This window comes from Vibrio japonicus (assembly GCF_024582835.1).
In the GTDB taxonomy this organism is placed as follows: Bacteria; Pseudomonadota; Gammaproteobacteria; order Enterobacterales; family Vibrionaceae; genus Vibrio; species Vibrio japonicus.
In genome coordinates this window covers 1,264,378-1,286,164 of record NZ_CP102096.1, presented here as the reverse complement: position 1 = coordinate 1,286,164, position 21,787 = coordinate 1,264,378, and the positions used below count along the sequence as shown (strand labels likewise).

Genomic DNA, 21,787 nt, shown 5'->3' with positions numbered 1-21,787 from the left:
TTGGCATTTAATGCTCCTCGCCCTTGCTAATATCCACAACACTCACAACTATAGCTCAACATTCCGGCTCCCAAGATTAGGGGTTCTGGTTTTGAGCACTTGCACAATATGCTGAAATGCAGGGCTTTTTACTGAATTTTTATCGAGGAAATAAGTATGACCTTTGGGGGTGTCAAAGGTGTTGTTGAACGCATCACAGTTAACAGAGTATACATTGAGTGGGGTTTTGCTTTGATCTTCTGGGCCTGTGTGTCCAATTCGACGACTAAATACCGCGTTTCTCGTATTCGCGATTTTGCTCGCTGGCATCGAAAAGTCATCATTGGCGTAGTAGCAGATAACCCGCTGAGCGGAACGAGCAATATGAATGCCCTCTTCGTCAGGTTGTAAAGCATGATTAGGAATATCCGACGCCATTAAAAAGACATTCTTAAACAAATACGGAACCCCACCACCACCAAATTTTTTAGCCCAATGGGATAAGCATTTCATTAAGACTCTCGCACCCATCGAATGTGCTAATACATGCATTCTTTTCATACATGGTTTATCTAAATTCGAGTCTTGCCAACTTACCAGCTTAGAGATAGCACGACTTAAATATTGACCTGAGCTCTCTGCGGACTCTTGATCGTCCCAATAGTCTTTGATAATTCCAAAGTCGTCGTCACATGGCCAAATGATAGGGACGACTTTGATTTGACTAAGGGAAGCATCTGACAACTGGTCGTGTATTTGCTTTGCACGGGGGAAAACGTGTTCATACGGTTGATTACTGAATCCATGAATAAAAAACATAATTTCGGATTCTACAGAGTTCATCACTTCACTCATGAATGCGAGACTGCCGATTTCTTCAAAATGGTGATCATCAAGCATTTTGCAATACCTGAGACTTTGGCTTAACTCATTAGACGCCTCAAAAACGAGTTTACCACCCCCTGTGTCTAGAACCCTTTTATTGGTAATAAAATACATAATCACAGTACTCCTTAACAGGCTTTCAACCGCGCTTAACGTATTACTAAGCGGCTAACGAAATGATGCCATCTCATGACGCTATATTTGAGTTATATATCAATAACCATGTAAGCATAAAACAAAAGCCACCGAGCATGGGTAGCGTATTGGGCATTTTACGGTAGAGTTATCATTTTGGAACGCAGTTCTTTTTCTTGCTTGCTTGAGAGAGGATGGATTCGACTTTTGTCTCTACCTCGACTAGCGAAGCGATAAGAATTTGTGGTGAGGTGACCTAAGTTCTGCTTCATGGTGTCATTAATGTATTAATTTGATAATATGCGCCTCCCCTAACGGCCGAATCCAGACGACACACATGAACCGTAAGAAAAAAATCAATCAGATTTTGAAAGCCAAGCAGAAAAAGCACAATGCTAAACTGCACAAAAGCAACAAGCCTCGCTACATCTCTAAAGCAGAACGAGCGAAGCTAGAAGCTCAAAATGAACAAGAGCAAAACACTGATGTAACAGTGGCTTCACCTGAACAATTAGATACGCCTGAGAAGTAGATCTTCTTCAATAGGTACAAACTTATCGCACACGTCAATCAGTGACTGTGCGGTAAGGCCAGGTACGGCGAATACATCTACTTTCGTACCAAACCGTTCTTGGATACGAGTCACCAAAATCTCAAAATCCCCATCTCCGGACAGTAGTATTACTCGATCCACTTTAGATGCAGCTTCATAGACATCGAGAGCGATACCGACATCCCAATCCCCTTTTGCACTGCCGTCCTGACGCTGTATAAAAGGCTTCAAATGAACTTTAAAGCCTATTCCGCGCAGAATATGATGAAACTGACGCTGTTTAGGATCATTCGATGCAATTGCATAAGCGTTCGCTTCTACTATTTCCTTTCCCTCAGTAGCGACATACCAAAACTGATTGTAATCGAAGTTCGATTTGTATTTTTCTCGCGTTGTGTAATAGATGTTTTGAACATCTACATATATGGCAACTTTTTCCATCATTTCACATTTATCTCATGAATGTTCCTATAAGAAACATATTCTATTTTATGACGCCCGTATGATATACGAGCAGACCAAGCAAGGTCTAATAAAGCCTTTATAAATCAACACATAAAGTAGGGCTTATAGTGCAACCATTATCTCACTTTAATGAAAGTGTAATATATGTTTTTCACAAAACCCTGAATATTTTCAAATTAAATTAACTAATCTCCCAGTAATAAGGTTGATTTGATTTGTGTCATTTTTGTATAACGACACAACCACTACGATAAATATTGTCTGCGGTATCACATTAATAAAACATATGCTTATATATGCTTATCCGAGGCACAAAATAAAGTTCAAGGAATTTAGAGAACTACAACTGCAGTGAGAATTAACAATAATGAAAGACAAGCATTTGAATAAAGATTTTTCCGCTAGCGCCGACTTAATTTCGACCACAAATCCGCAAAGCGATATCACCTACGCCAATGACGTATTTTGTGACATTGCTGGCTACAGCTACGATGAACTCGTAGGCCAACCCCACAACATGGTCCGCCACCCTGACATGCCAAAGAGTGCTTTTAAACAACTATGGACATACCTAAAATCTGGCCAAAGTTGGATGGGGCTAGTGAAAAACCGCTGTAAAGACGGAAAACACTATTGGGTGTCCGCATTTGCAACGCCGATTAAAGACGCGAGTGGAAATATTATCGAGTATCAATCGGTTCGTTCTCGGGCAGAGCCTGAACAAATAGAACGTGCAGAAAAGCTATATGAAGCACTCAACAACGGCCAAAAAACGTCACGTATTAGAATGAAGTTTCATACAGTGGCTATCACTTTGTCGTCTATAATGTTGCTTCTTGCTGCATTAGCGACAATACAAGCCCCTTCCCCTTTTAATATCGCGCTTATTGCTGTTAGCTTGCTTTCCATTGCATGTTCTTTTTTTCAATTTAAGCGATTTACCGTCATCAGAGATCTGGCAAGTGAAGCGTATACCAACACTCTTATGGAGCACCCTTACACCAATCATTTTGACGATTTCTCTCAAATTGAATTAGCGCTAATAATGAGAAAGGCGCAAATACGCGCGGTGACAGGCAGAGCAAGCGATACAACAAAAGATATCCATGCCGCGTCAGAGGAAGAGTTAAAGACGTGTGAACAGATTGGAAGAAGCCTTGATCAGCAGTGCCATGAAACGGATCAAGTTGCTGCCGCAGTGGAAGAATTGACTCACTCTATTAACGAAGTCGCTGATGCCGCCTCTGCCGCGTCTAAACTTGCTGAGCAAGCAGGAGAAGAGTCAACGAAAGGCTTAGATAGCATTCACTCCACAATCGATGAAGTGAACTTAATGGCTGAGACACTCGCTCACGCTCAGACGATCATTAATCAGCTATCAAAAGACACTCAACAAATTGACAGCATTTTGGAAGTGATTACTGCTATCTCTGAGCAAACCAACTTGCTGGCCTTGAACGCCGCGATTGAAGCTGCCCGTGCGGGCGAAGCCGGTAGAGGGTTTGCTGTCGTCGCAGATGAAGTCAGAAATCTCGCATCCAAAACGGGATCTTCTGCTAGTGAAATCCACACCATGATTCGTCAGCTACAGTCAACAGCCGAGAACGCTGTTGGAGCGATGGCGCAAGGCATCGACATTTCTGATGGCTGTAAGGAAAGAGCAGCACAGACTGGTAACGTCTTAAACACGATTTCAGAGAAACTAAACCTTGTGACAGACAGCAGTATTCAAATTGCCGCCGCGGTTGAGCAGCAAGCCAACGTTACTCAAGAGATAAATCGAAACGTGACAAACACGAAAACATTGGCGGACGACACCTCTGAAATATCTCGTACTTCAGTAATCAGAATTCAAAATTTGGTCGACCGCTTGGAAGGCTTGGATAGATTAATGAAGCAATTTAAAGCGTAAAGAGATTGTTTCTTTATTAAAACCACTTCCTCTATACCAAGAAAGGGAGTGGTTTTATCCCTTCTAAACAGAGTGGTTTATCCCAATGAAATGCATAATCCTATGATACATCAGCGTATATCTTCATTTTTGTAAGTGATACTTATTCCAAAATTAAACTTTCGCCTAATACCTTTAAAATTATCTATTTTCTCCACAAACAAACACTAAGCATTTGGTTTCATAAACTTAAATTATGAAGTTGCTCAATATTCAATCCGAACGATAAAAAACACAGCCATAAATGTGATCCTGATTCAGTTTGAATCTTGATTCCAGACAAAAAAGGCATACTATTGTGTGATATTCAAACTACAGCATAGTGACCAGTTGGACATACTTCATGGAACTAGACATTTTTAATCCATCAAGAGTACTCCGTAGTACGGTGTTGTTCTGGTTCAGTATGTTACTGTCTGTTATATCATTACTAGCAGCTACCTTCAGCCTCGCCATGACGTCACACCTTCACCTAGTGTTGGTGAACTTTGTGTTTGGTTGTTTTTCCATGTTTATCGCGTATCGAAGTTATTACAACCAGATACCCACTGCCTTATCAGCCATCTACGTTTATGTTTCAATTGGCGTGCTATACGTAACAACCGCTGCGTATCCAATCGAAAAAGGGCTTTTGTTTTGGAGCTTTCTTTACCCAGTACTTTTTTATCTCATCCTTGGTAAACGAAATGGTTTTTTTGCCACCAGCATCGGTTTTTTGGGTCAGTTCAGCTTAGTCATTGAAAAAGCGTTAGGTATCAATTCAGATAGCTTCATCGCTCTGAATCTTAATTTTATGCTTGCCTATGCGGCTGTTTGGTTGGCATCACACATTCTTGAGGTGAAAAGAAAGTCCTCTGAAGCCTCTCTCGGTCAATTGGCCTGCCGAGATGCCTTGACGGGTGTATATAATCGCCATGCGCTTGTTCATAACTTTGATCGGTACAGACGCGAAAGTGAGAAACTTCCACTTTCACTCCTTGTTCTCGATCTCGATTACTTTAAACAAGTGAATGATCTTCACGGGCATGACATCGGTGACAAAGTGCTGATTCAAACGGCTGCGCTGATTGACTCATTAAGTGATGAACACCTTGTCTACCGTATTGGTGGTGAAGAGTTTTGTATTGCTCTGCACAATACTGACGCACACCTAGCGACCAGGAAAGCAGAACAAATCAGGGAATGTATTGAAAAGTACAGCTTTAATGATCGCGACTGCCCTATTTCACTCACAACAAGCATTGGGATTTATCAATGTGATCATTATGACAATTTAGAAAGCGTGCTCAAACAAGCGGATAAAGAACTGTATAAAGCGAAAAAGAACGGCAGGAACCAAATTATGGTGTGTAATCAGAATTCGGTTGCCGCCGCTTAGCGACGAGCTTGCATTGGTTATCAAGCCTAATATCAGGTTTCGCCTTAGTCGTTTGTGAGCTCTTCTTCCGCAAAGACAACGTTATAATTTTCTGTGTAGGTACATTGCGGCTGTCGACTGCAAGTGAAGAATCGTCGCCCTTTGTGCTCTCCCAAACTGGCAATTTTGATCACCATAGGGCTACCGCAACGTTTGCAAAAACGCACTTCTTTGTCAGGCTCAATAAGATCAATATGGGCCGCCAGTAAACGTCTCAATCGACTCACTTGATAACTGTGTTTGATGCTTGTACCGATAAGAGGAATAGAAGCCGATTTGCACACGTGCATCAGTAACTTTTGACGCTCAATCTTGCCTTTATCAAGTGGTTTTCCATTATCAAACTCTATCACTACCCGCACTTCTAGCGTTCTTGGATCACACACCACAAAATCAAAGTAACTTTTAGCGATACGATTATTGGCAATAAACCAACGCTTTTTCTCAGTTTCGAGTGGAGAAATGACATTTGCCATGCTCACTTTCGCCAGGACAACCCCGTGTTGACCCACAGCGGAGACTAAAGCATTAAAAAAGGCAGACTCTTGCATTGAAAGAAGAGGACCTTTTTTCTTATATATACTGTCTTTGAGTTCTTCTTGCTTCAAGTAACGTTTTTGGATCACTAAAAAAAATATCACAAGCAATCCAACAACAATAAAAACACTTTCCATTTCTACTCACTCAGCCAACGCACAACGAAACACTCTATTTTATACAGTGACAAGATGGACACGCTAATAGTTTTCTGACTTTTATACCCTTATTTAACCAAAGCTTTTTTATAACTTCGCTCAGGTCTACCAACCGTTCCATATTTGAGATCCGCTTCTAGCTCTCCCGTACTAATCAAAAACTCTAGATAGCGCCTTGCCGTTGTACGACTTGCACCAATTTTCTCCCCTGCTTCGTCTGCCGTTAAGCTTTCTTTTCCTACAAAAAGGGCTTTGATTTTATCCAGTGTTACACCATCTATCCCTTTCGGCAGACGATTTCTTGAAGGCTCCGAGGCGGCTGATGATTGAAGCATTTTATCAACCAGGGACTGGTCTAAATCATCAACATGATTGAGTTGTTGTTTCTGCGCGATGTATTTTTTTAACGCAGTCTCTAACCGAGGAAACATCACCGGCTTTAATAAATAATCGACTACGCCCCCTCTCATCGCGGTTTGTAAGGTATCTACATCTCGCGCGGCGGTAATTAATATGATGTCACAGCTAATGTTCTTGGTACGCAAACCTTGCAGTATTTCCAACCCAGAGCCATCAGGTAGATGGACATCTAAAAGCATCAGCTCAGGTTTGAGTATATCCAGTTGTAACTGCGCTTCTAGCTTATTTGTTGCTATTCCGATAACGTCATAGCCTTCAATCTGTTCAAGGTATTTTTGGTGAAGCTGAGCTATCGCAATATCATCTTCTACAATCATAACTTTCGTTTTATGCGTCATGCCAAATCTTCCTTGGGTAGATAAACGGTCATTCTGGCTCCATTTTCCTGATTATTCGCCATTTCTAATTCACCTTGATAACGTAATGCGAGTTCACTCACTAAATACAAACCCACTCCACGCGTCTTGTTATCTTTACTCGACACACCTCGTTTGACGAGTGACGAAACACTCATGTCCTTAGGAAGCCCGCATCCTTGATCTTCTACTTCCAGAATCACCTCATTTCCAAAATCACTGATGGAAACTTGAATGGCTCTGCGCGTAGGCGAGAAGTTGTTATCATTCGCGATGGCTTCTTGTGTGGCGTCAAACGCATTATCAATTAGGTTACCTAGAATCGTCACAACATCTTCTGCATTAATTCGATCAGACAGTGGCTCAAGGCGCGACCCTTCTTCTACGACGAGCTTCAGTCCCAATTCACGAGCTCGCTCAGTTTTACCCAATAGCATGCCCGCGATTAAAGGTTCTTTTATCGTCTCGCGAAGAAATTCGATCAACGTTTGATAATGAGCCGTTTCCTGTCCTATGAGCTGCTGAACCGCATCCAACTCACCCATTTGTACCATGCCGCTAATCGTATTGAGTTTGTTACGATGTTCATGAGTTTGAGAACGAAGCATATCGGCGTATTCTTTCGTCTTTGCCAATTGCTCTGTTAGCTCGGTTAAATCGTCCTTGAGGCGGAAACTTGAAACCGCCCCGACAACTTTACCATCGACTATGATCGGGCTTCGGTTTGCGATAAGACGCTTCTGATTGAGATACAGATTGATATCGGTATCGGTTCTCGCCGTTTTAAGAACAACGTTTAAATCACTTTCGGGCAGTATTTGGTTTAGAGGTTGATTCAAACACTCATTTTTATTTAGCCCTAGAATTTGACACGCACTGCGATTAATGGAACGAAGGCGGCCTTCCCCATCAATGCTTAGTATCCCTTCTTTTAACGTTTCTAAGGTGACATCAAGCTCTACGTATAAACGACCTATTTCTTCTGGTTCAAACCCTAAAATAGCCCGTTGAAATCGGCGTGAAGCATAGCTGGAAACGATCGCATTCGCAGCAACAACAAGAAGTGCCATAAGCGTTAAATAAACCAAGAAGGGTTCAATTCTGTCTTCCAGTCTGTCGATGAGGTAGCCAACAGAAACAACACCGATAATATCGCCGTTTGAATCAAATACAGCCGATTTACCACGTACCGAATAACCGAGTGAGCCTTTGGCAATGGAGATATACGCTTCACCTTCCAATAGCGCGCGATCGTTATCACCACCTTTCATTGGTCGCCCAATTCGTTCATCGACAGGGTGTACAAGGCGTACTCCATCTTTATTGCCAATAACAATAAACGCGGCACCGATAAGTTCTGTCAAACTGCGGTATCGCTGTTGATACTCTGGGGTGGCTCCCGATTGGATCATGTCGATAACATAAGGAGATTTAGCTAAAAACGAGGCGACACCCAGCGCCTTTTGTCCTATCTCTTGTTCTTGTTCGTGCTTAACATACATAAACCCGGCAGCGACAAGCAACAGTAGCTCGATAAGCCCAGATAAAGTCATGATAATCAGCATTCTTTTTCGAAAGCTGATACTACTCCATTTCATACTTTCTCCTCATTTCCGGCACAGGCTAACACTGTCTCAGGCAAGTCACGAGCATACTTAGCCTGAAGTGTGAATGAGGTGTTTATATCGTTAAATTGTACAATTATTTTGTAGCTAGATTTTACAATCCATGCCCATTTGCAAGAGTTAGGTCAATTCCATAAAACATTGATTTTGATCAAGTGTTTTGTTGTCCAATTTTTGCACACTGCAATACATCGTCTAGTATATTAATTGAGCACAAGTGGAAATGTTCAACGTCAAAGGCTAACGACTAAATACAACTATTTTAATCATGCGTCGTTGTCTGAATAAGGGGGGCTTCTAATAATGGAAAGGGATATTTTTGGCATCTGCCTTTCTAAATCTATGCTGTCGAGGAACTTGTCAGGGACTTTCACTCACGTTAGGGCTTACGCAAAACCCGACCGAGATGAAGACGCAAAAGTAATGCATGCCTATCCTCAACTTTCAGGTAAAGAGGTGTTGGCAAATATGGAGCTATCTAAATCGTTGTTTTGGCGCGCAGAATTTGCTTGCTTAGAGCTAAGATAGAGATTGCACTCCAAGTCTAAGAGTGGAAGTCACGCTTCCCTCTTTTTCCTTTGCGAGTTTGTGACCACAACTCGCTCGAATGATACTGTTTTCATTTTTTATCGGCGAATCCAAACTGCCAAATCGCTCCAAGTAAACTTTTTAACTTCACTTTCGTTGCATTCCAGTGTGTCGCAGGAGTGCGAGGTGCGGTATCAATAATGTATTGGTAAGCTTGCTCATCCAGTGAGACTTCTCCGCCATGTGCAATCAGCAAGGTTTTAGGTTGCATCCCAAAAATACGCGCTACAGATGCCTTGTATTGATCAGGGTAAAAAACCGGGAATGGCGAAATGAGTTTACTCTTCACTTCCACAATCAAATCTGCAGCATAAAGAATATCTTGTTCTGAATGGTAAAGCGCTAAGTCTCTGTCAGTATGACCCGGCACTTCGTAGACCACCCAATCATCAAACATCGGGATGCTCTCGCCGTCACTGAGTTTGACGTCTGGCTTTAATTTTCGTGAATACCAAAGGATGCGATTCGGTTTTTTCAATCGGCTGGCCACCCACTTTGCAAGCGCGATATCTGCGAGGTGCATCAGCACGCCATTCATTCCCCGATACCAGTGGTCACGTTTATTGGCGGAAACGATCTTACAACCAGTCAGTTTACGTAGTTTGTGAGCAGCACCTGCATGGTCAGGATGCATATGAGTAACGACAACAGCAGACAACGCACTAAAGGGCCGATTTAGTGTATGGGTAATAAAGTGCTTCAAATAAGGGATATCTGCCCTGCTGGCTCCGTCTAACAGAAGAAGCTTATCTGGGTACTCCGCAAGATACATTTTCTGTATATAGCCATCTATTTTATGGAGCTTCATTATCACCACCCATTTAACAAAGTAATAACATGAACAATGTAGCAACATATCAAACAAACGAGAAAGAGCAGGTGCTCTAATTCGTGAACTCACACTTGACCATCACATTTTTAGCCCTGTTTTTAGTGCAATCTGCTCGGTTACCGTTCTGACATTTTTCGCAATCAAAGCAAGCGTATCGGCCTCTTCCTCTGTAAATGGATGGCTGAGGGTTTGTTCTGCGCCACTTTTTCCTATCACTGTCGGTAAACTCAAAACCACATCTTTCAATCCGTATTGACCATCTAATAACGTTGCGACTGGAAGCACTGAGCGCTCATTGATCATGATTGCCTGAATAATCCTGAATACACTTGCTGCGATACCGTGCGTTGTATTCTGTTTACGTTTAAAGATCTCATATCCGGATTGCTTGACTGATTCCAGTAGTTCATCCGAACAAATAAGGCCAAGTTTATGCGTATCACAATAGTAATCCGCTGGCTGGCCAGCAATAGAGATAAGGCTTTTAGGAGCAAAACAGTTACAACCGTGCTCACCTAATACGTAACCAAAGATGTTTTTTGGATCGAGATTCACCCTGCTGGCAACGATGGTCATAAGTCGAGCGGTATCAATAACACAGCCACTACTGATCACTCTAGAGCGTGGGAACGAAGTATTTTTCACAATGAAATGAGTGACAGTGTCACAAGGATTGGTCACAACGATCAATATTGCTGTCGATGCCACGCGTTCTAACTCTTTAGCGATACCAACACCAATTTTACTGTTTAACTCTGCGAGTTCGATTCTTGTCTGACCGAGTGTAAGTTGCTTGCCAGCAGTGATCACAACAATGTCAGCCCCAATCAAATTCAAATAATCGTCTGTTGGGGTTATTTGTGTATTCTTAGTGAAGGTAAGCGCAGTCGTGTGTCGAAAATCAAATACTTCCCCCTCTGCACGCTCTAGGTTTTGGTCCAGCAATACCAATTCACCAACGCTACCCAACGTGAGCAGATAGTTACATATCTCAACTCCCACCGCACCAGCTCCAATTACGCCTACCTTCATTGCCTTATCCTTATGCAGATAATCAGAAAGTGAGCTAAACCGATGCTGATCCCACCTCCACTCATTAAATTTTAGCAGCTGATTAAATGAGAGTTGGTGTAACTTACTGCTTCACTTTAAATAATCGACCATCTGTACGATAGAAAATTAGGGCAAAGAGAATAAGGCTACAGCCAAGTAGTTTGTTTCTTGATAATTCCTCTCCGTACCAAATGATACTAAGAATGACTGTCCATATCGGCTCCAATAACATAATCAAAGCAGCATTTGCAGAATTACTTCCTTTTTGACCTAGTGTTTGCATCACATAGCGCAGACTGGTTGCTAATAACGTACTAAGCGCAAACCATCCCCAAATCGATGTTTCTACATTGTCAGGGAGTTCTTCAAATAGAGCCGATGCACACAGCGCAATAATCCCTGTGACAAATAGCTGAATACAGGTCAGCAATAAGATTGGCATCTTATGCGCAAGTTTACTGTTTACGTTGAAGTGAAGTGCGAGCAAGCATGCGTTAAATAAAAACCAGATATGAGCACCAGAGCTTTGCCATTGTCCGGCTAAAGAGAGCATGGCAAGCCCAACGATGGCGATTGGCGTAGAAATCCAAAACGCACGCTTAGGTTTATCTTTAAATAACGCCCATGCGAAGATGGGCACGATAATCATTGAAAGACTGACGATAAAGGCACCTTCTCCTAGAGTTTCGCTGACAGAAATCGCGTACACCCAGACCAGAAGCGCTGCCGCCAGTATTGTTCCACCGCCTATTGCTTGTAGAAGCAAGTGCAACGTTAATTCCCTGAATTTTTTATAACTCAAAGGGAGCAGGAATAGAGAAGCAAGCAAAAATCTCAAGCCAACAAAACCAAATGGTGGCAGCCCTTGAATTGTCTCTTTGGAAAAAATCCAACCTAATGCGGCCAAAGCCGTCGTCAAAACCAGTATCCAAGCAGACTTATGTTCAGCGTTCAAAACAACTTCTCTTAACTTAATTGTTATTATTTGTGAATCTCGATAGTGTCAGATTTATCAAGTCAACTCCAAGAAATTTCTACCTGTCATTTAACATTAAGAGTAATCTGTTTTTATTCGATTTTATTAGGTTATCGCATCGATGATTATTGTGGGACACCGCGGAATTGCAGGTCAATTCCCTGAAAATACCAAGGCCAGCATAATGGCCGCAATTGAGCTGGGGTTGGAGTGGGTAGAAGTCGATATTCAACCAACGAAAGACAACCATTTGGTCGTTTGCCACGATCATACGATAGACAGGTGCAGTAATGGCGTTGGTCGTATTGATTCATTCACATTAAATGAACTTCGCGAATTCGATTTTGGTGGTTGGTTCTCTGCTAAATTCCAAGGAGAGACGATTATGACGTTAGAAGAACTCTTGATGCTCGCCCAAAAACACCAACTTAAGCTGAATTTAGAGATTAAATTGGACAAACAAAATGTGCATGACGTCTGCGAAACACTGAAACAAAACCTAAGCACTCTGAATATAGAAAGTGAATCCATTCTATTATCAAGTTTTAGCCCAGACGTGATTCGAGAGTTACACCGCACCTTGCCCGAATATCGTTTGGGCGTGTTAAGCGAACGACTCACCTCCCAGGTGAAGAAACTGCTGCATGAAGTGTCTGCCTATAGCTGTAACTTAAATCATGTTTGGACCAGAAAAAAGCACATAGAGTCATTACACTCTGAAGGTTTTCAGGTTTGGTGCTATACAGTCAACAACCCTAATCGGCTTAAGCACTTAGCAGCCCTAGATGCTATTTTTAGCGATTATCCAGACAGATTCTTGTAACAATTTAGACGCCACCTGCCTGGGTGGCTAAAAATTCTCGGTCAACTTCATACAGCACTGCATCGACCAAATACTGTATAGCACTGTTTATACGAACATGCTTTGTCTCACAATTCCTCATTTCGTCCCATCTAACTTCATCAAACACTATTTGTAAAATACCATTAGTTTTCAGTAACTTAATTTCAAACCAAAAGCTAACCCAGTTTACTCACCGACTAGTTCACATACAAAATCACTTGATCAGTATATTCAATTAAACTACTGTATACACATACAGCATGTATGAAAGGACAGTATTATGATTCAGCAGCAACCACACATTCGTTCAGTATCAAAATTCAATGTTCTCGCACAACCTACCCGCCCAATGAGCATTGATGACTCAGTTCTAACTCGCTTAGCGGGCTTGTCTAATCAGGAGCAATGGATCTTATTTACGGCTGAGTGTCCACGTCCTGACTTCGATCAGTTCTCTTCATACAAAGTAAGCTGCACCAAAATCATTCAAATGAAACCGTCACAAACACTTTCTGAACTAGAAATCGTCATTAAAGCGATTAAATCTGGTAACGCCAGTGCTGTGGTGGCTTCTAACGACATTACGAATATTGATCAGGTTTTACTACGAAGCTTAGGTCGCCAATATCAATGTGAAGTATTTTTTGTCGAGGGCAGTACACATAAGTATCACTAATAAGCTTGGCAATGACACTGTCTATTCGCCTCTCTATTCGAGAGGCATTTTTATATTTTTTAAAAATTAAGCAAACGTTTGCTTTTTCTGTGGCAGCACAAAATAGTTCTGGTATCATGCTCAACAAATCGAATGCCTCGATAGTGGCTTTCGCCCATTTTTGACAAAGATAGGAATGTCTAAATGAGTCTCGCTGATCAAGTTCTTGCCGTAAATGATGATCTTCCAATTCGTACTAACAAGCCCGTTCACAGTGGAAAAGTACGCTCTGTGTATTGGCTGACAGAAGAAGATAGCAAACGTCTGATAGAAGAAAAAGGTTACGATGTTGCCCCTGATGCACCTTTGGCTATCATGGTAATCAGTGACCGAATCTCTGCCTTCGACTGCATCTGGCATGGTGAAGAAGGGTTAAAAGGCGTTCCAGGCAAAGGTGCTGCGCTCAATGCCATTTCTAACCATTGGTTTAAGCTATTCAAAGACAATGGCTTAGCTGATAGCCATATCCTTGATATCCCTCACCCACTGGTTTGGATCGTTCAAAAAGCAAAGCCAATAATGATTGAAGCGATTTGTCGCAAATACATCACAGGCTCTATGTGGCGTGCATACGAAAAAGGTGAACGCGAATTTTGCGGAATCGAGCTTCCTGAAGGTTTAGAGAAAGATAAAGCACTTCCTGATCTTCTTATGACCCCATCAACGAAGGGCATTTTACAAGGGATTCCCGGCGTTCCAGAAGCGGATGATGTAAACATCACACGTAAAAATATCGAAGATAACTTTGCCGCGTTCAACTTCTCTAAGGGAGAAGACATAGCTCAGTATGAAAAGCTATTACGCGAAGGCTTTGGTGTCATTAGCGAAGCGCTTTCAAATGTAGGTCAAATCTTTGTCGACACTAAATTTGAATTTGGTTACGTAACCGATGCAGCGGGTAATGAAAAGCTGATTTACATGGATGAAGTTGGCACGCCAGACTCTTCTCGCATTTGGGATGAGAAAGAATACCAAGCTGGAAACATCGTTGAAAACTCGAAAGAAGGTTTCCGTCAGTTCTTGCTGAACTACTTCCCTGATCCAGATATTCTTTTAAACAAAGAACGCATGCCTGAACGTGAAGCGCTGGCACGAGATAATACGCTTCCACTTGAATCACTAATGGATATATCAAGAACATACACAGGCATCGCTGAAAAAATCACAGGGAAACCTATTCACTTAAGCGCTAATCCAAAACAAGAAATCATTGATATCTTAAGTGCTCAGTATGGGCTGATTGACTAAACCAGTCCCCCTTTCATAACGTGTTCTTAAATAAAACGCCCGGTATGACAACCGGGCGTTTTTTCGTTTCTATATCTGCAGCTTAAAACGTCTACCGCTTAAAACAGTCTATAGCTTAAAACGTTGAATCTCGTTTTCTAGCTCACGTGACAATTCAGAGAGCTGCGCAGCTTGAGCCGCCGCATCGTGGGCTTCATCTGCTAGATCATTAGACACATCTCGTATACCTACTGTGTTGCGGGTAATTTCTGATGTTACCGATGCTTGCTCTTCTGCAGCAGAAGCAATCTGAGTGGCCATATCACTGATACGTTCAACTGCAGTTTGGATCTGAGTCAGGCTGACTGCTGCAGAGTCCGCATCTACGACACTCGTGTCCGCAAGCTGTCGGCTGTCACCCATGATGCTAACTGCTTTAGAGGTTGTACCCTGCAAGGTTTCAATCATTTGCTGAATTTCCTGAGTAGAAGCATGGGTGCGTTGGCTAAGAACGCGAACTTCGTCAGCCACCACAGCGAAACCACGACCTTGCTCACCAGCACGCGCCGCTTCAATCGCCGCATTCAGTGCCAATAGGTTGGTTTGTTCCGCGATATCTTGGATAGTCGACAAAATCGTCGTAATACTATTTCCGTGCGCTTCAAGCTCTTGAATAACGTCGGTCGCTACCTGTACTTCTTGTGCAAGATTTTGAATTGAGCTTTGAGTTTGTACAACTTGCTGACCACCATGCACACAAGCGGTAACCGCTTCCGTTGAATTTTGCGCGGTATGATCTGCGTTACCTGCAATTTCTTGTGTTGCCGCAGCCATCTCATTAATTGCCGTTGCAACCATATTGATTTCGTCTTGCTGGTGGCGAATACGAGTGCTTCGCTCTTCCGCATGCTGCGCTGTCTGTTTTGACTGCTCAGACAAAGATGCAGACACCAAGCTAAGCTTAGACACCATTGAATGCATATTCGCAACGAATTTATTGAAGTTTTCTGCCAATTGGCCTACTTCATCATTACTACGAGGTTCTAAGCGCTGTGTTAAATCCCCTTCACCTGAAGCGATTTCTTCCAGTGCTCTTGATACGCGCGAAAGATCACGGAATAAGAAACTCACCAACCATGAAACAACAAGAACAACACCGAATGTAATCACGGCAGCGGTAACAATAAGCTCAAACAGTAGCTGGCTATACGCTGCTTCCTCGGTTTCACGATCCATTTCAGTTGCAAAATACCACTGTGTACCCGGCACTTTCTTAAAGAAATAGATTTTGTCTTTATTATCGCGTTGAATAGTTTTAACGACGCCTTCATTCGCCACTTTCTCGATGGCATGCATCGTCATACTTTCTGACAATGTCGTCACTGGTTTCAACAACAGATTCTTGTTCGGGTGTGCTAAAAATGTGCCATTTTGAGCATCAATCAACATTGCGTAAGCATTTTCGCCAACATCAAGATTAATAACGTCATCAATCAATTGGTCAATGAGTACATCCGCACCGACTACCCCAACGAATTGACCACCACGACGAATGGGTTCCGCGATAGTCACCAATAGGGCATTCGTAATGGCATCTTTGTAAGCCGTCGTAATGATTTGCGTACCGGCTGCATTTGCGTCTTTGTACCATGGACGAACGCGAGGATCGTAGTCGGCACGGTTGCGCTCAGGATGAGAACGATACATACCGCCTTCTGGCGTACCTAAAAAGATATCGTCGAACCCACCCGCTTTTCGAGCTTGCTGTAAGTAAGGCACCACATTCGCTTCTTCACTGTAACCATTAAACGCTTTTGCGATGTCTTTGCGAATAACCATCCAGTCAGAAATGCCAGCCGAAGCTGTTGTTGCTAGACTCGCGGCGCGAGTTTGAACACCCTGTCGGGTTTGGTCTAAAAGCTGGCTCGCAGAAAGCCATGTCAAGGCACTCGCCATTAGCACTACCGCTAATAAACTCGCCCCAATCAATTTTTGTTTGAGTGAAAATTGCATTGTTAGTATCTAGAGTGATTGATGAAATGAGAAGTGTGCCGAATTCTATATTGTAAAGGCTTGCTATGCACGACATTTCAGCCTGCTTAAGATCCTGAATAAATACTTTTTGGAGTGAATATCAAAGTTATTTACTGTTATGAAATGGAGAAAAATTAACCAGCCGATATACCAAATCGATGCGGAATACCTTCAGGTTCTATTGTTGCTTGCGAATTCGACTCAAGTAAGCGCGTAAATTGTTCAGGAAGAACTGGTTTGGAATACAAATAACCTTGGAATTGAGTACATTCTTCACGTCGAAGTAATTCAAGCTGTTGGTCAGTTTCAACGCCTTCGGCAACGACTTGCTTGTTTAAATTATGACCAATTTGAATAATAGTACGCACTATCATGTGATCGATTTCATCAGTGACACAGTCATCTATAAACGATTTATCAATTTTAATTGTATCTATCGGCAAATGTTTTAAGTAATTCAAAGAAGAATACTCGATCCCAAAATCATCGATAGCTACACTCACTCCCAGTTGCTGCAACTGCTTACAGGTTTCCGCTACTTTCGATCGTTTGTCCATCATCGAAGTTTCAGTTATTTCTACCTGAAGGTACTTAGCGGCTAAATCATGCTTTGCTAGATTTTCAGATATACATTGATAAATGTCGTCATGCGTAAACTGCACCGTTGACACATTAACGGCAACGCATAAGTCGTGCCCCTGACCTTGCCACACTTTGGCTTGTTTAATCGCCTGCTCTATCACCCAACGTCCGATCGGTATGATTTGGGCTGTCTTTTCTGCAACACTGATAAACTCTAGCGGGGATACCAATCCAAGCTCCGGATGCTCCCAACGAAGTAGCACTTCAGCGCCGATAATTTGGTTACTTTCAACATCGATTTTAGGCTGGTAAACGAGAAATAATTGGTTGTTAGGAATCGCCGCTTTTAGCTCAGATTCAATTTTTTGGTGACGAATCGTCTCCTCCATTAAGCCATCATCATACCATTGGATCTTACCTTCATCGTTTAACTTAGCTTTTGATTCAGCGGCATCGACATTTTTACACCATACGCGCTTATTGTTCTCAGCCTGACTTAACGTCGCTACACCTCCGTTGTAACGTAGCGTATAGCAGGTGTTGTATATGTTACATACGGTATCGTTTCGGCTTTCCAATGCAGCAATAATTTGCTCGACTTTGTAATTATCACCAACATCGAACTCAACCAAAATTGCCAGCTCATTACCGCCAAGGCGAAATACCCTACCGTGTTCACCAACGGCCTTTCGGATAAGGATTGCAAACTTACGCAATAACTCATCTCCATATCCGTGACCTAAGTTGTCATTGGCAGCTTTAAGCCTTTTTAACCCAATTTGAATAAGGGCATAGTCTGTATGTTGGTTCGCTTCTAAATCTCTTATCTGCTGAAAAAACGACTGTCGATTGGATAGCTTTGTCAAATAATCCGTAAGGCTCGCTTTTTTATAAAGCTGAACTTGTTTTATCGATTTTTGTTGGAAGTACGTCATGACTGTTGCAAACGTCGTGATAAAAATCACTTCAATAGCATCTTCCAAGAATTCGTCATGGGCTATAGATGAGTAATCAATCAAATAGCTGCAAACAAGCGCAAGGCCAACAGCAATCGGCCATAACGACCCTGGAAAAATGAATATGTAGCAAAGCGGTAATAAAATGAAGCTTTCTTCGACTGTATCAATACTCAGTGGGTCGGCTATGGAACCGGCAAAAACAACGAATAAAGAGAATAGAGAGCAAACAACTTTTGTTTGATGGCGACGAGCGAAATAGGCCATTAAAATGCTAATAGGAAATAGAATATACAGCTCGTTCAAATGTTGATGTTCGTTTATCAACGTATAAGAGATAGAAGCAACGGAAAACAGAAATGCACACCTTAGAGCAATAAGAAAGGCATTTCGATGATGAACTGACTTAATACTATTTTCCATAAGATTGTAGGGGCCTTTCTAATTATTGCTTTCCCGTATGATTCAATATCATAATCGTTATTGATTCAATACAAAACGGGAGGGTAGCAATTATTATTAGATTTAGGTCATCAAATTATCTCAATATTGCTTTCCACAGCTTAAAAACAAAAAAACCGAGCGCAATGCCCGGTTTTTAAATTAGAGTCTCCGCTTATAAATTAAGCGTCGTTGTCTTCTGCTGCGGAATCATCCGCTTTTGGTGCTTCAGATACTTGCTGCTCTGCGCCTGCTTCTGTTGCTTCTGCGTCTTCACCTTCTGGTAAATCTGCTTCGTCAACTTCGTCAATACGCTGTAGTCCAACCACTGACTCATCTTCTGCTGTACGGATAAGAGTCACACCTTGGGTATTTCGACCTACTTGGCTAACTTCTGCAACGCGTGTACGTACAAGAGTACCAGCGTCGGTGATCATCATCATCTCGTCGCCTTCCTCAACTTGTACTGCTCCAACAACTGGACCATTACGCTCAGAAACCTTGATAGACACAACGCCCTGAGTTGCACGACCTTTCGTTGGGTATTCTGCTAGCTCAGTACGCTTACCGTAACCATTTTGCGTTACCGTTAGGATGTCTCCTTCATTAGAAGGAACTATCAGAGATACCACCTGATCGTTATCCGCTAGTTTCATACCACGAACACCTGACGCCGTGCGGCCCATGGCGCGTACTTTGTCTTCGCTAAAGCGAACAACTTTACCCGCCTTCGAGAACAGCATGATGTCGCTGTCACCGTTAGTAATATCAACACCAATTAGAGAGTCGTCATCACGTAGGTTAACTGCGATTAAACCGTTTGAACGTACGTTAGCGAATTGGTCAAGAGATGTCTTCTTAACGGTACCATCACCTGTTGCCATGAAAATGAATTTCTCTGGAGAGAATTCATCAACTGGTAGGATTGCAGTGATACGTTCGCCTTCTTCCAGTGGAAGAATATTCACGATTGGTTTACCACGAGCAGTACGGCTCGCTAGTGGCAATTGGTAAACTTTCAGACGGTAAGTCTTACCGCGAGTAGAGAAACAAAGAATGTTGTCGTGGGTATTCGCCACTAGAAGACGCTCAATGTAGTCTTCATCCTTCATTCGAGTTGCACTCTTACCTTTACCACCACGACGCTGAGCTTCGTAGTCACTTAGGATTTGGTACTTCACGTAGCCTTCGTGAGAAAGTGTAACCACTACATCTTCACGAGCGATCAGCTCTTCCATATCGATGTCATGGCTAGCTGCTGTGATTTCCGTACGACGAACATCACCAAATGCATCGCGAACCATTTCTAGCTCTTCGCGGATCACTTCCATCAAGCGTTCTGTGCTTGCAAGAATGTGCATCAGCTCTGCGATTTCTTCTAGAAGCTCTTTGTATTCAGCAAGAATCTTCTCGTGTTCTAGACCAGTCAGTTTGTGTAGACGTAGATCTAGAATTGCTTGCGCTTGTTGCTCAGTCAGGAAGTACTGACCATCGCGGATGCCGTATTGCGGCTCTAGCCATTCAGGGCGAGCTGCGTCAGTACCTGCGCGTTCTAGCATTGCTGCTACGTTACCTAGATCCCAACCACGAGCAACAAGACCCGCTTTCGCTTCTGCTGGTGTCGGTGCTTTACGAATTAGATCGATGATTTCATCAATGTTAGCAAGTGCAAGTGCAAGACCTTCAAGGATGTGCGCGCGTTCACGAGCTTTACGCAATTCGTAAATAGTACGACGAGTCACCACTTCACGACGGTGATCCACAAAGCACTTCAACATATCTTTCAGGTTGAATAGCTGTGGCTGACCGTTGTTCAGCGCGACCATGTTGATGCCGAAAGTCGTTTGTAGCTGAGTTTGAGCGTAAAGGTTGTTTAGAACCACTTCGCCTACTGCGTCACGCTTACATTCAATAACAATACGCATACCATCTTTGTCTGACTCGTCGCGTAGAGCACTGATGCCTTCTACTTTCTTATCTTTTACAAGCTCTGCGATCTTTTCGATCAAACGAGCTTTGTTCACCTGGTAAGGAATTTCGGTAACGATGATTGTTTCTTTACCGTTCTTCTCTGTTTCGATTTCCGCTTTTGAACGCATGTAGATCTTACCGCGACCTGTTTTGTACGCGTCTACGATGCCTTTACGACCGCTGATAAGCGCCGCAGTTGGGAAATCTGGACCAGGGATGTAATCCATTAGTTCATCAATAGTGATTGCTTCATTATTGATGTACGCAAGACAGCCATCGATCACTTCGCCAAGGTTATGTGGCGGGATGTTGGTTGCCATACCTACTGCGATACCAGATGCACCGTTTACCAATAGGTTAGGAATTTTTGTCGGAAGAACTGCTGGGATTTGCTCTGTACCATCGTAGTTAGGTACGTAATCTACAGTTTCTTTGTCTAGATCAGCTAGAAGCTCGTGGGCGATTTTCGCCATACGAACTTCGGTATAACGCATTGCTGCTGCTGAGTCACCATCAATGGAGCCGAAGTTACCTTGCCCATCAACGAGCATGTAACGTAGTGAGAACGGCTGAGCCATACGTACGATAGTGTCGTACACAGCGCTATCACCGTGTGGGTGATATTTACCGATTACGTCGCCAACAACACGGGCAGATTTTTTGTATGGTTTATTCCAGTCATTGCCCAGTACATTCATCGCGAATAGTACGCGGCGGTGTACTGGCTTTAGGCCATCACGCACATCTGGAAGAGCACGACCAACGATTACGGACATCGCGTAGTCGAGGTATGAACCTCTAAGCTCATCTTCAATGTTTACGGGCGTGATCTCTTTAGCTAGATCGCTCATAGAGCCATTATCCCTCTATTTTTTGATCGTATGTACAATACGTTTAAGGTTCAAAAATATAACACACAAATCCACTCTTCGGCATTACTTTCCCTCGCCTTTTATCAGGTTGTGAGCTCGGTTGTGAATCAAATGCTGAGAAATTGAACACTCTGGATTTATGTTTCTGATTAGAGGCTACATTTTAGCCAAAACTAGATAAAATTGGCCTACTCTATGCGCTCGTCACCAATAGG

Annotated in this window: 18 protein-coding genes; 7 read left to right on the top strand and 11 right to left on the bottom strand. The window is 42.7% G+C overall.

Going from position 1 to position 21,787, the window contains the following annotated elements:
* Window positions 1–48: 48 nt before the first annotated feature.
* Window positions 49–879: an alpha/beta hydrolase gene (locus NP165_RS06095; RefSeq protein WP_257085428.1), complete on the bottom strand. Its 831-nt coding sequence runs from the start codon at window positions 877–879 to the stop codon at window positions 49–51.
* Between the two features lie 457 nt (window positions 880–1,336).
* Between NP165_RS06095 and NP165_RS06090 the strand changes: the two genes are divergently transcribed.
* Window positions 1,337–1,531 carry a DUF2986 domain-containing protein gene (locus tag NP165_RS06090; RefSeq protein WP_257085427.1) on the top strand — a complete coding sequence of 65 codons (195 nt, stop codon included), beginning with the start codon at window positions 1,337–1,339 and terminating at the stop codon, window positions 1,529–1,531.
* On the opposite strand, the gene NP165_RS06085 is transcribed toward NP165_RS06090, so the two are convergent.
* Window positions 1,511–1,993, bottom strand: coding sequence for a LabA-like NYN domain-containing protein (locus tag NP165_RS06085; protein WP_257085550.1), 483 nt, complete (start codon window positions 1,991–1,993; stop codon window positions 1,511–1,513). The genes NP165_RS06090 and NP165_RS06085 overlap by 21 nt on opposite strands.
* A 391-nt stretch (window positions 1,994–2,384) precedes the next feature.
* Between NP165_RS06085 and NP165_RS06080 the strand changes: the two genes are divergently transcribed.
* Window positions 2,385–3,929 carry a methyl-accepting chemotaxis protein gene (locus NP165_RS06080; RefSeq protein WP_257085426.1) on the top strand — a complete coding sequence of 515 codons (1,545 nt, stop codon included), beginning with the start codon at window positions 2,385–2,387 and terminating at the stop codon, window positions 3,927–3,929.
* Between the two features lie 382 nt (window positions 3,930–4,311).
* The gene (locus NP165_RS06075; protein ID WP_257085425.1) at window positions 4,312–5,346 is read left to right on the top strand and encodes a GGDEF domain-containing protein; all 1,035 of its coding nucleotides are present in this window, start codon (window positions 4,312–4,314) and stop codon (window positions 5,344–5,346) included.
* Between the two features lie 44 nt (window positions 5,347–5,390).
* Here the strand turns inward: NP165_RS06075 and NP165_RS06070 are convergent, their stop codons facing one another.
* The 3 genes from NP165_RS06070 to NP165_RS06060 all read right to left on the bottom strand — a co-directional run bounded on the left by NP165_RS06070 (window position 5,391) and on the right by NP165_RS06060 (window position 8,454).
* Window positions 5,391–6,059 carry a DUF2726 domain-containing protein gene (locus tag NP165_RS06070; protein WP_257085424.1) on the bottom strand — a complete coding sequence of 223 codons (669 nt, stop codon included), beginning with the start codon at window positions 6,057–6,059 and terminating at the stop codon, window positions 5,391–5,393.
* 89 nt (window positions 6,060–6,148) lie between these two features.
* The gene (locus NP165_RS06065; protein ID WP_257085423.1) at window positions 6,149–6,838 is read right to left on the bottom strand and encodes a response regulator; all 690 of its coding nucleotides are present in this window, start codon (window positions 6,836–6,838) and stop codon (window positions 6,149–6,151) included.
* The gene (locus NP165_RS06060) at window positions 6,835–8,454 is read right to left on the bottom strand and encodes an ATP-binding protein (protein WP_257085422.1); all 1,620 of its coding nucleotides are present in this window, start codon (window positions 8,452–8,454) and stop codon (window positions 6,835–6,837) included. The genes NP165_RS06065 and NP165_RS06060 overlap by 4 nt, the downstream gene beginning before the upstream one ends.
* 330 nt (window positions 8,455–8,784) lie before the next feature.
* Between NP165_RS06060 and NP165_RS06055 the strand changes: the two genes are divergently transcribed.
* Window positions 8,785–9,009 carry a hypothetical protein gene (locus NP165_RS06055; RefSeq protein WP_257085421.1) on the top strand — a complete coding sequence of 75 codons (225 nt, stop codon included), beginning with the start codon at window positions 8,785–8,787 and terminating at the stop codon, window positions 9,007–9,009.
* Window positions 9,010–9,100: 91 nt separating this feature from the next.
* Here NP165_RS06055 and NP165_RS06050 read toward each other — a convergent pair whose 3' ends face one another.
* The 3 genes from NP165_RS06050 to NP165_RS06040 form a co-directional block, all read right to left on the bottom strand.
* A complete protein-coding gene (locus NP165_RS06050; RefSeq protein WP_257085420.1) occupies window positions 9,101–9,877 on the bottom strand; it encodes an MBL fold metallo-hydrolase in 777 nt (258 codons plus the stop codon).
* Window positions 9,878–9,979: 102 nt separating this feature from the next.
* Window positions 9,980–10,933: a lactate/malate family dehydrogenase gene (locus NP165_RS06045; protein ID WP_257085419.1), complete on the bottom strand. Its 954-nt coding sequence runs from the start codon at window positions 10,931–10,933 to the stop codon at window positions 9,980–9,982.
* Window positions 10,934–11,036: 103 nt separating this feature from the next.
* Window positions 11,037–11,909, bottom strand: a complete 873-nt coding sequence (locus tag NP165_RS06040) for a DMT family transporter (RefSeq protein ID WP_257085418.1) — start codon at window positions 11,907–11,909, stop codon at window positions 11,037–11,039.
* A gap of 142 nt (window positions 11,910–12,051) precedes the next feature.
* Here NP165_RS06040 and NP165_RS06035 point away from each other — a divergent pair, with 142 nt between their 5' ends.
* The 3 genes from NP165_RS06035 (at window position 12,052) to NP165_RS06025 (ending at window position 14,737) form a co-directional block, all read left to right on the top strand.
* The gene (locus NP165_RS06035) at window positions 12,052–12,753 is read left to right on the top strand and encodes a glycerophosphodiester phosphodiesterase family protein (protein WP_257085417.1); all 702 of its coding nucleotides are present in this window, start codon (window positions 12,052–12,054) and stop codon (window positions 12,751–12,753) included.
* 301 nt (window positions 12,754–13,054) lie between these two features.
* On the top strand, window positions 13,055–13,450 hold the full coding sequence (locus tag NP165_RS06030) for a hypothetical protein (RefSeq protein WP_257085416.1): 396 nt from the start codon (window positions 13,055–13,057) through the stop codon (window positions 13,448–13,450).
* Window positions 13,451–13,633: 183 nt separating this feature from the next.
* The gene (locus tag NP165_RS06025; RefSeq protein ID WP_257085415.1) at window positions 13,634–14,737 is read left to right on the top strand and encodes a phosphoribosylaminoimidazolesuccinocarboxamide synthase; all 1,104 of its coding nucleotides are present in this window, start codon (window positions 13,634–13,636) and stop codon (window positions 14,735–14,737) included.
* A gap of 108 nt (window positions 14,738–14,845) precedes the next feature.
* On the opposite strand, the gene NP165_RS06020 is transcribed toward NP165_RS06025, so the two are convergent.
* The 3 genes from NP165_RS06020 to gyrA form a co-directional block, all read right to left on the bottom strand.
* On the bottom strand, window positions 14,846–16,729 hold the full coding sequence (locus tag NP165_RS06020) for a methyl-accepting chemotaxis protein (RefSeq protein WP_257085414.1): 1,884 nt from the start codon (window positions 16,727–16,729) through the stop codon (window positions 14,846–14,848).
* 155 nt (window positions 16,730–16,884) lie between these two features.
* Complete coding sequence (locus NP165_RS06015; RefSeq protein WP_257085413.1) at window positions 16,885–18,711, bottom strand: putative bifunctional diguanylate cyclase/phosphodiesterase; 1,827 nt, start codon at window positions 18,709–18,711, stop codon at window positions 16,885–16,887.
* 200 nt (window positions 18,712–18,911) lie between these two features.
* The gene (gyrA, locus tag NP165_RS06010; protein WP_257085412.1) at window positions 18,912–21,551 is read right to left on the bottom strand and encodes a DNA topoisomerase (ATP-hydrolyzing) subunit A; all 2,640 of its coding nucleotides are present in this window, start codon (window positions 21,549–21,551) and stop codon (window positions 18,912–18,914) included.
* Window positions 21,552–21,787: the final 236 nt, after the last annotated feature.

Coding starts and splice junctions, on each gene's coding strand:
- gyrA (WP_257085412.1), bottom strand. CDS start 21,551: ATGAGCGATCTAGCTAAAGAGATCACGCCCGTAAACATTGAAGATGAG.
- NP165_RS06095 (WP_257085428.1), bottom strand. CDS start 879: ATGCTTGATGATCACCATTTTGAAGAAATCGGCAGTCTCGCATTCATG.
- NP165_RS06060 (WP_257085422.1), bottom strand. CDS start 8,454: ATGAAATGGAGTAGTATCAGCTTTCGAAAAAGAATGCTGATTATCATG.
- NP165_RS06075 (WP_257085425.1), top strand. CDS start 4,312: ATGGAACTAGACATTTTTAATCCATCAAGAGTACTCCGTAGTACGGTG.
- NP165_RS06090 (WP_257085427.1), top strand. CDS start 1,337: ATGAACCGTAAGAAAAAAATCAATCAGATTTTGAAAGCCAAGCAGAAA.
- NP165_RS06045 (WP_257085419.1), bottom strand. CDS start 10,933: ATGAAGGTAGGCGTAATTGGAGCTGGTGCGGTGGGAGTTGAGATATGT.
- NP165_RS06025 (WP_257085415.1), top strand. CDS start 13,634: ATGAGTCTCGCTGATCAAGTTCTTGCCGTAAATGATGATCTTCCAATT.
- NP165_RS06070 (WP_257085424.1), bottom strand. CDS start 6,059: ATGGAAAGTGTTTTTATTGTTGTTGGATTGCTTGTGATATTTTTTTTA.
- NP165_RS06035 (WP_257085417.1), top strand. CDS start 12,052: ATGATTATTGTGGGACACCGCGGAATTGCAGGTCAATTCCCTGAAAAT.
- NP165_RS06020 (WP_257085414.1), bottom strand. CDS start 16,729: ATGCAATTTTCACTCAAACAAAAATTGATTGGGGCGAGTTTATTAGCG.
- NP165_RS06030 (WP_257085416.1), top strand. CDS start 13,055: ATGATTCAGCAGCAACCACACATTCGTTCAGTATCAAAATTCAATGTT.
- NP165_RS06015 (WP_257085413.1), bottom strand. CDS start 18,711: ATGGAAAATAGTATTAAGTCAGTTCATCATCGAAATGCCTTTCTTATT.
- NP165_RS06065 (WP_257085423.1), bottom strand. CDS start 6,838: ATGACGCATAAAACGAAAGTTATGATTGTAGAAGATGATATTGCGATA.
- NP165_RS06085 (WP_257085550.1), bottom strand. CDS start 1,993: ATGGAAAAAGTTGCCATATATGTAGATGTTCAAAACATCTATTACACA.
- NP165_RS06055 (WP_257085421.1), top strand. CDS start 8,785: ATGGAAAGGGATATTTTTGGCATCTGCCTTTCTAAATCTATGCTGTCG.
- NP165_RS06080 (WP_257085426.1), top strand. CDS start 2,385: ATGAAAGACAAGCATTTGAATAAAGATTTTTCCGCTAGCGCCGACTTA.
- NP165_RS06050 (WP_257085420.1), bottom strand. CDS start 9,877: ATGAAGCTCCATAAAATAGATGGCTATATACAGAAAATGTATCTTGCG.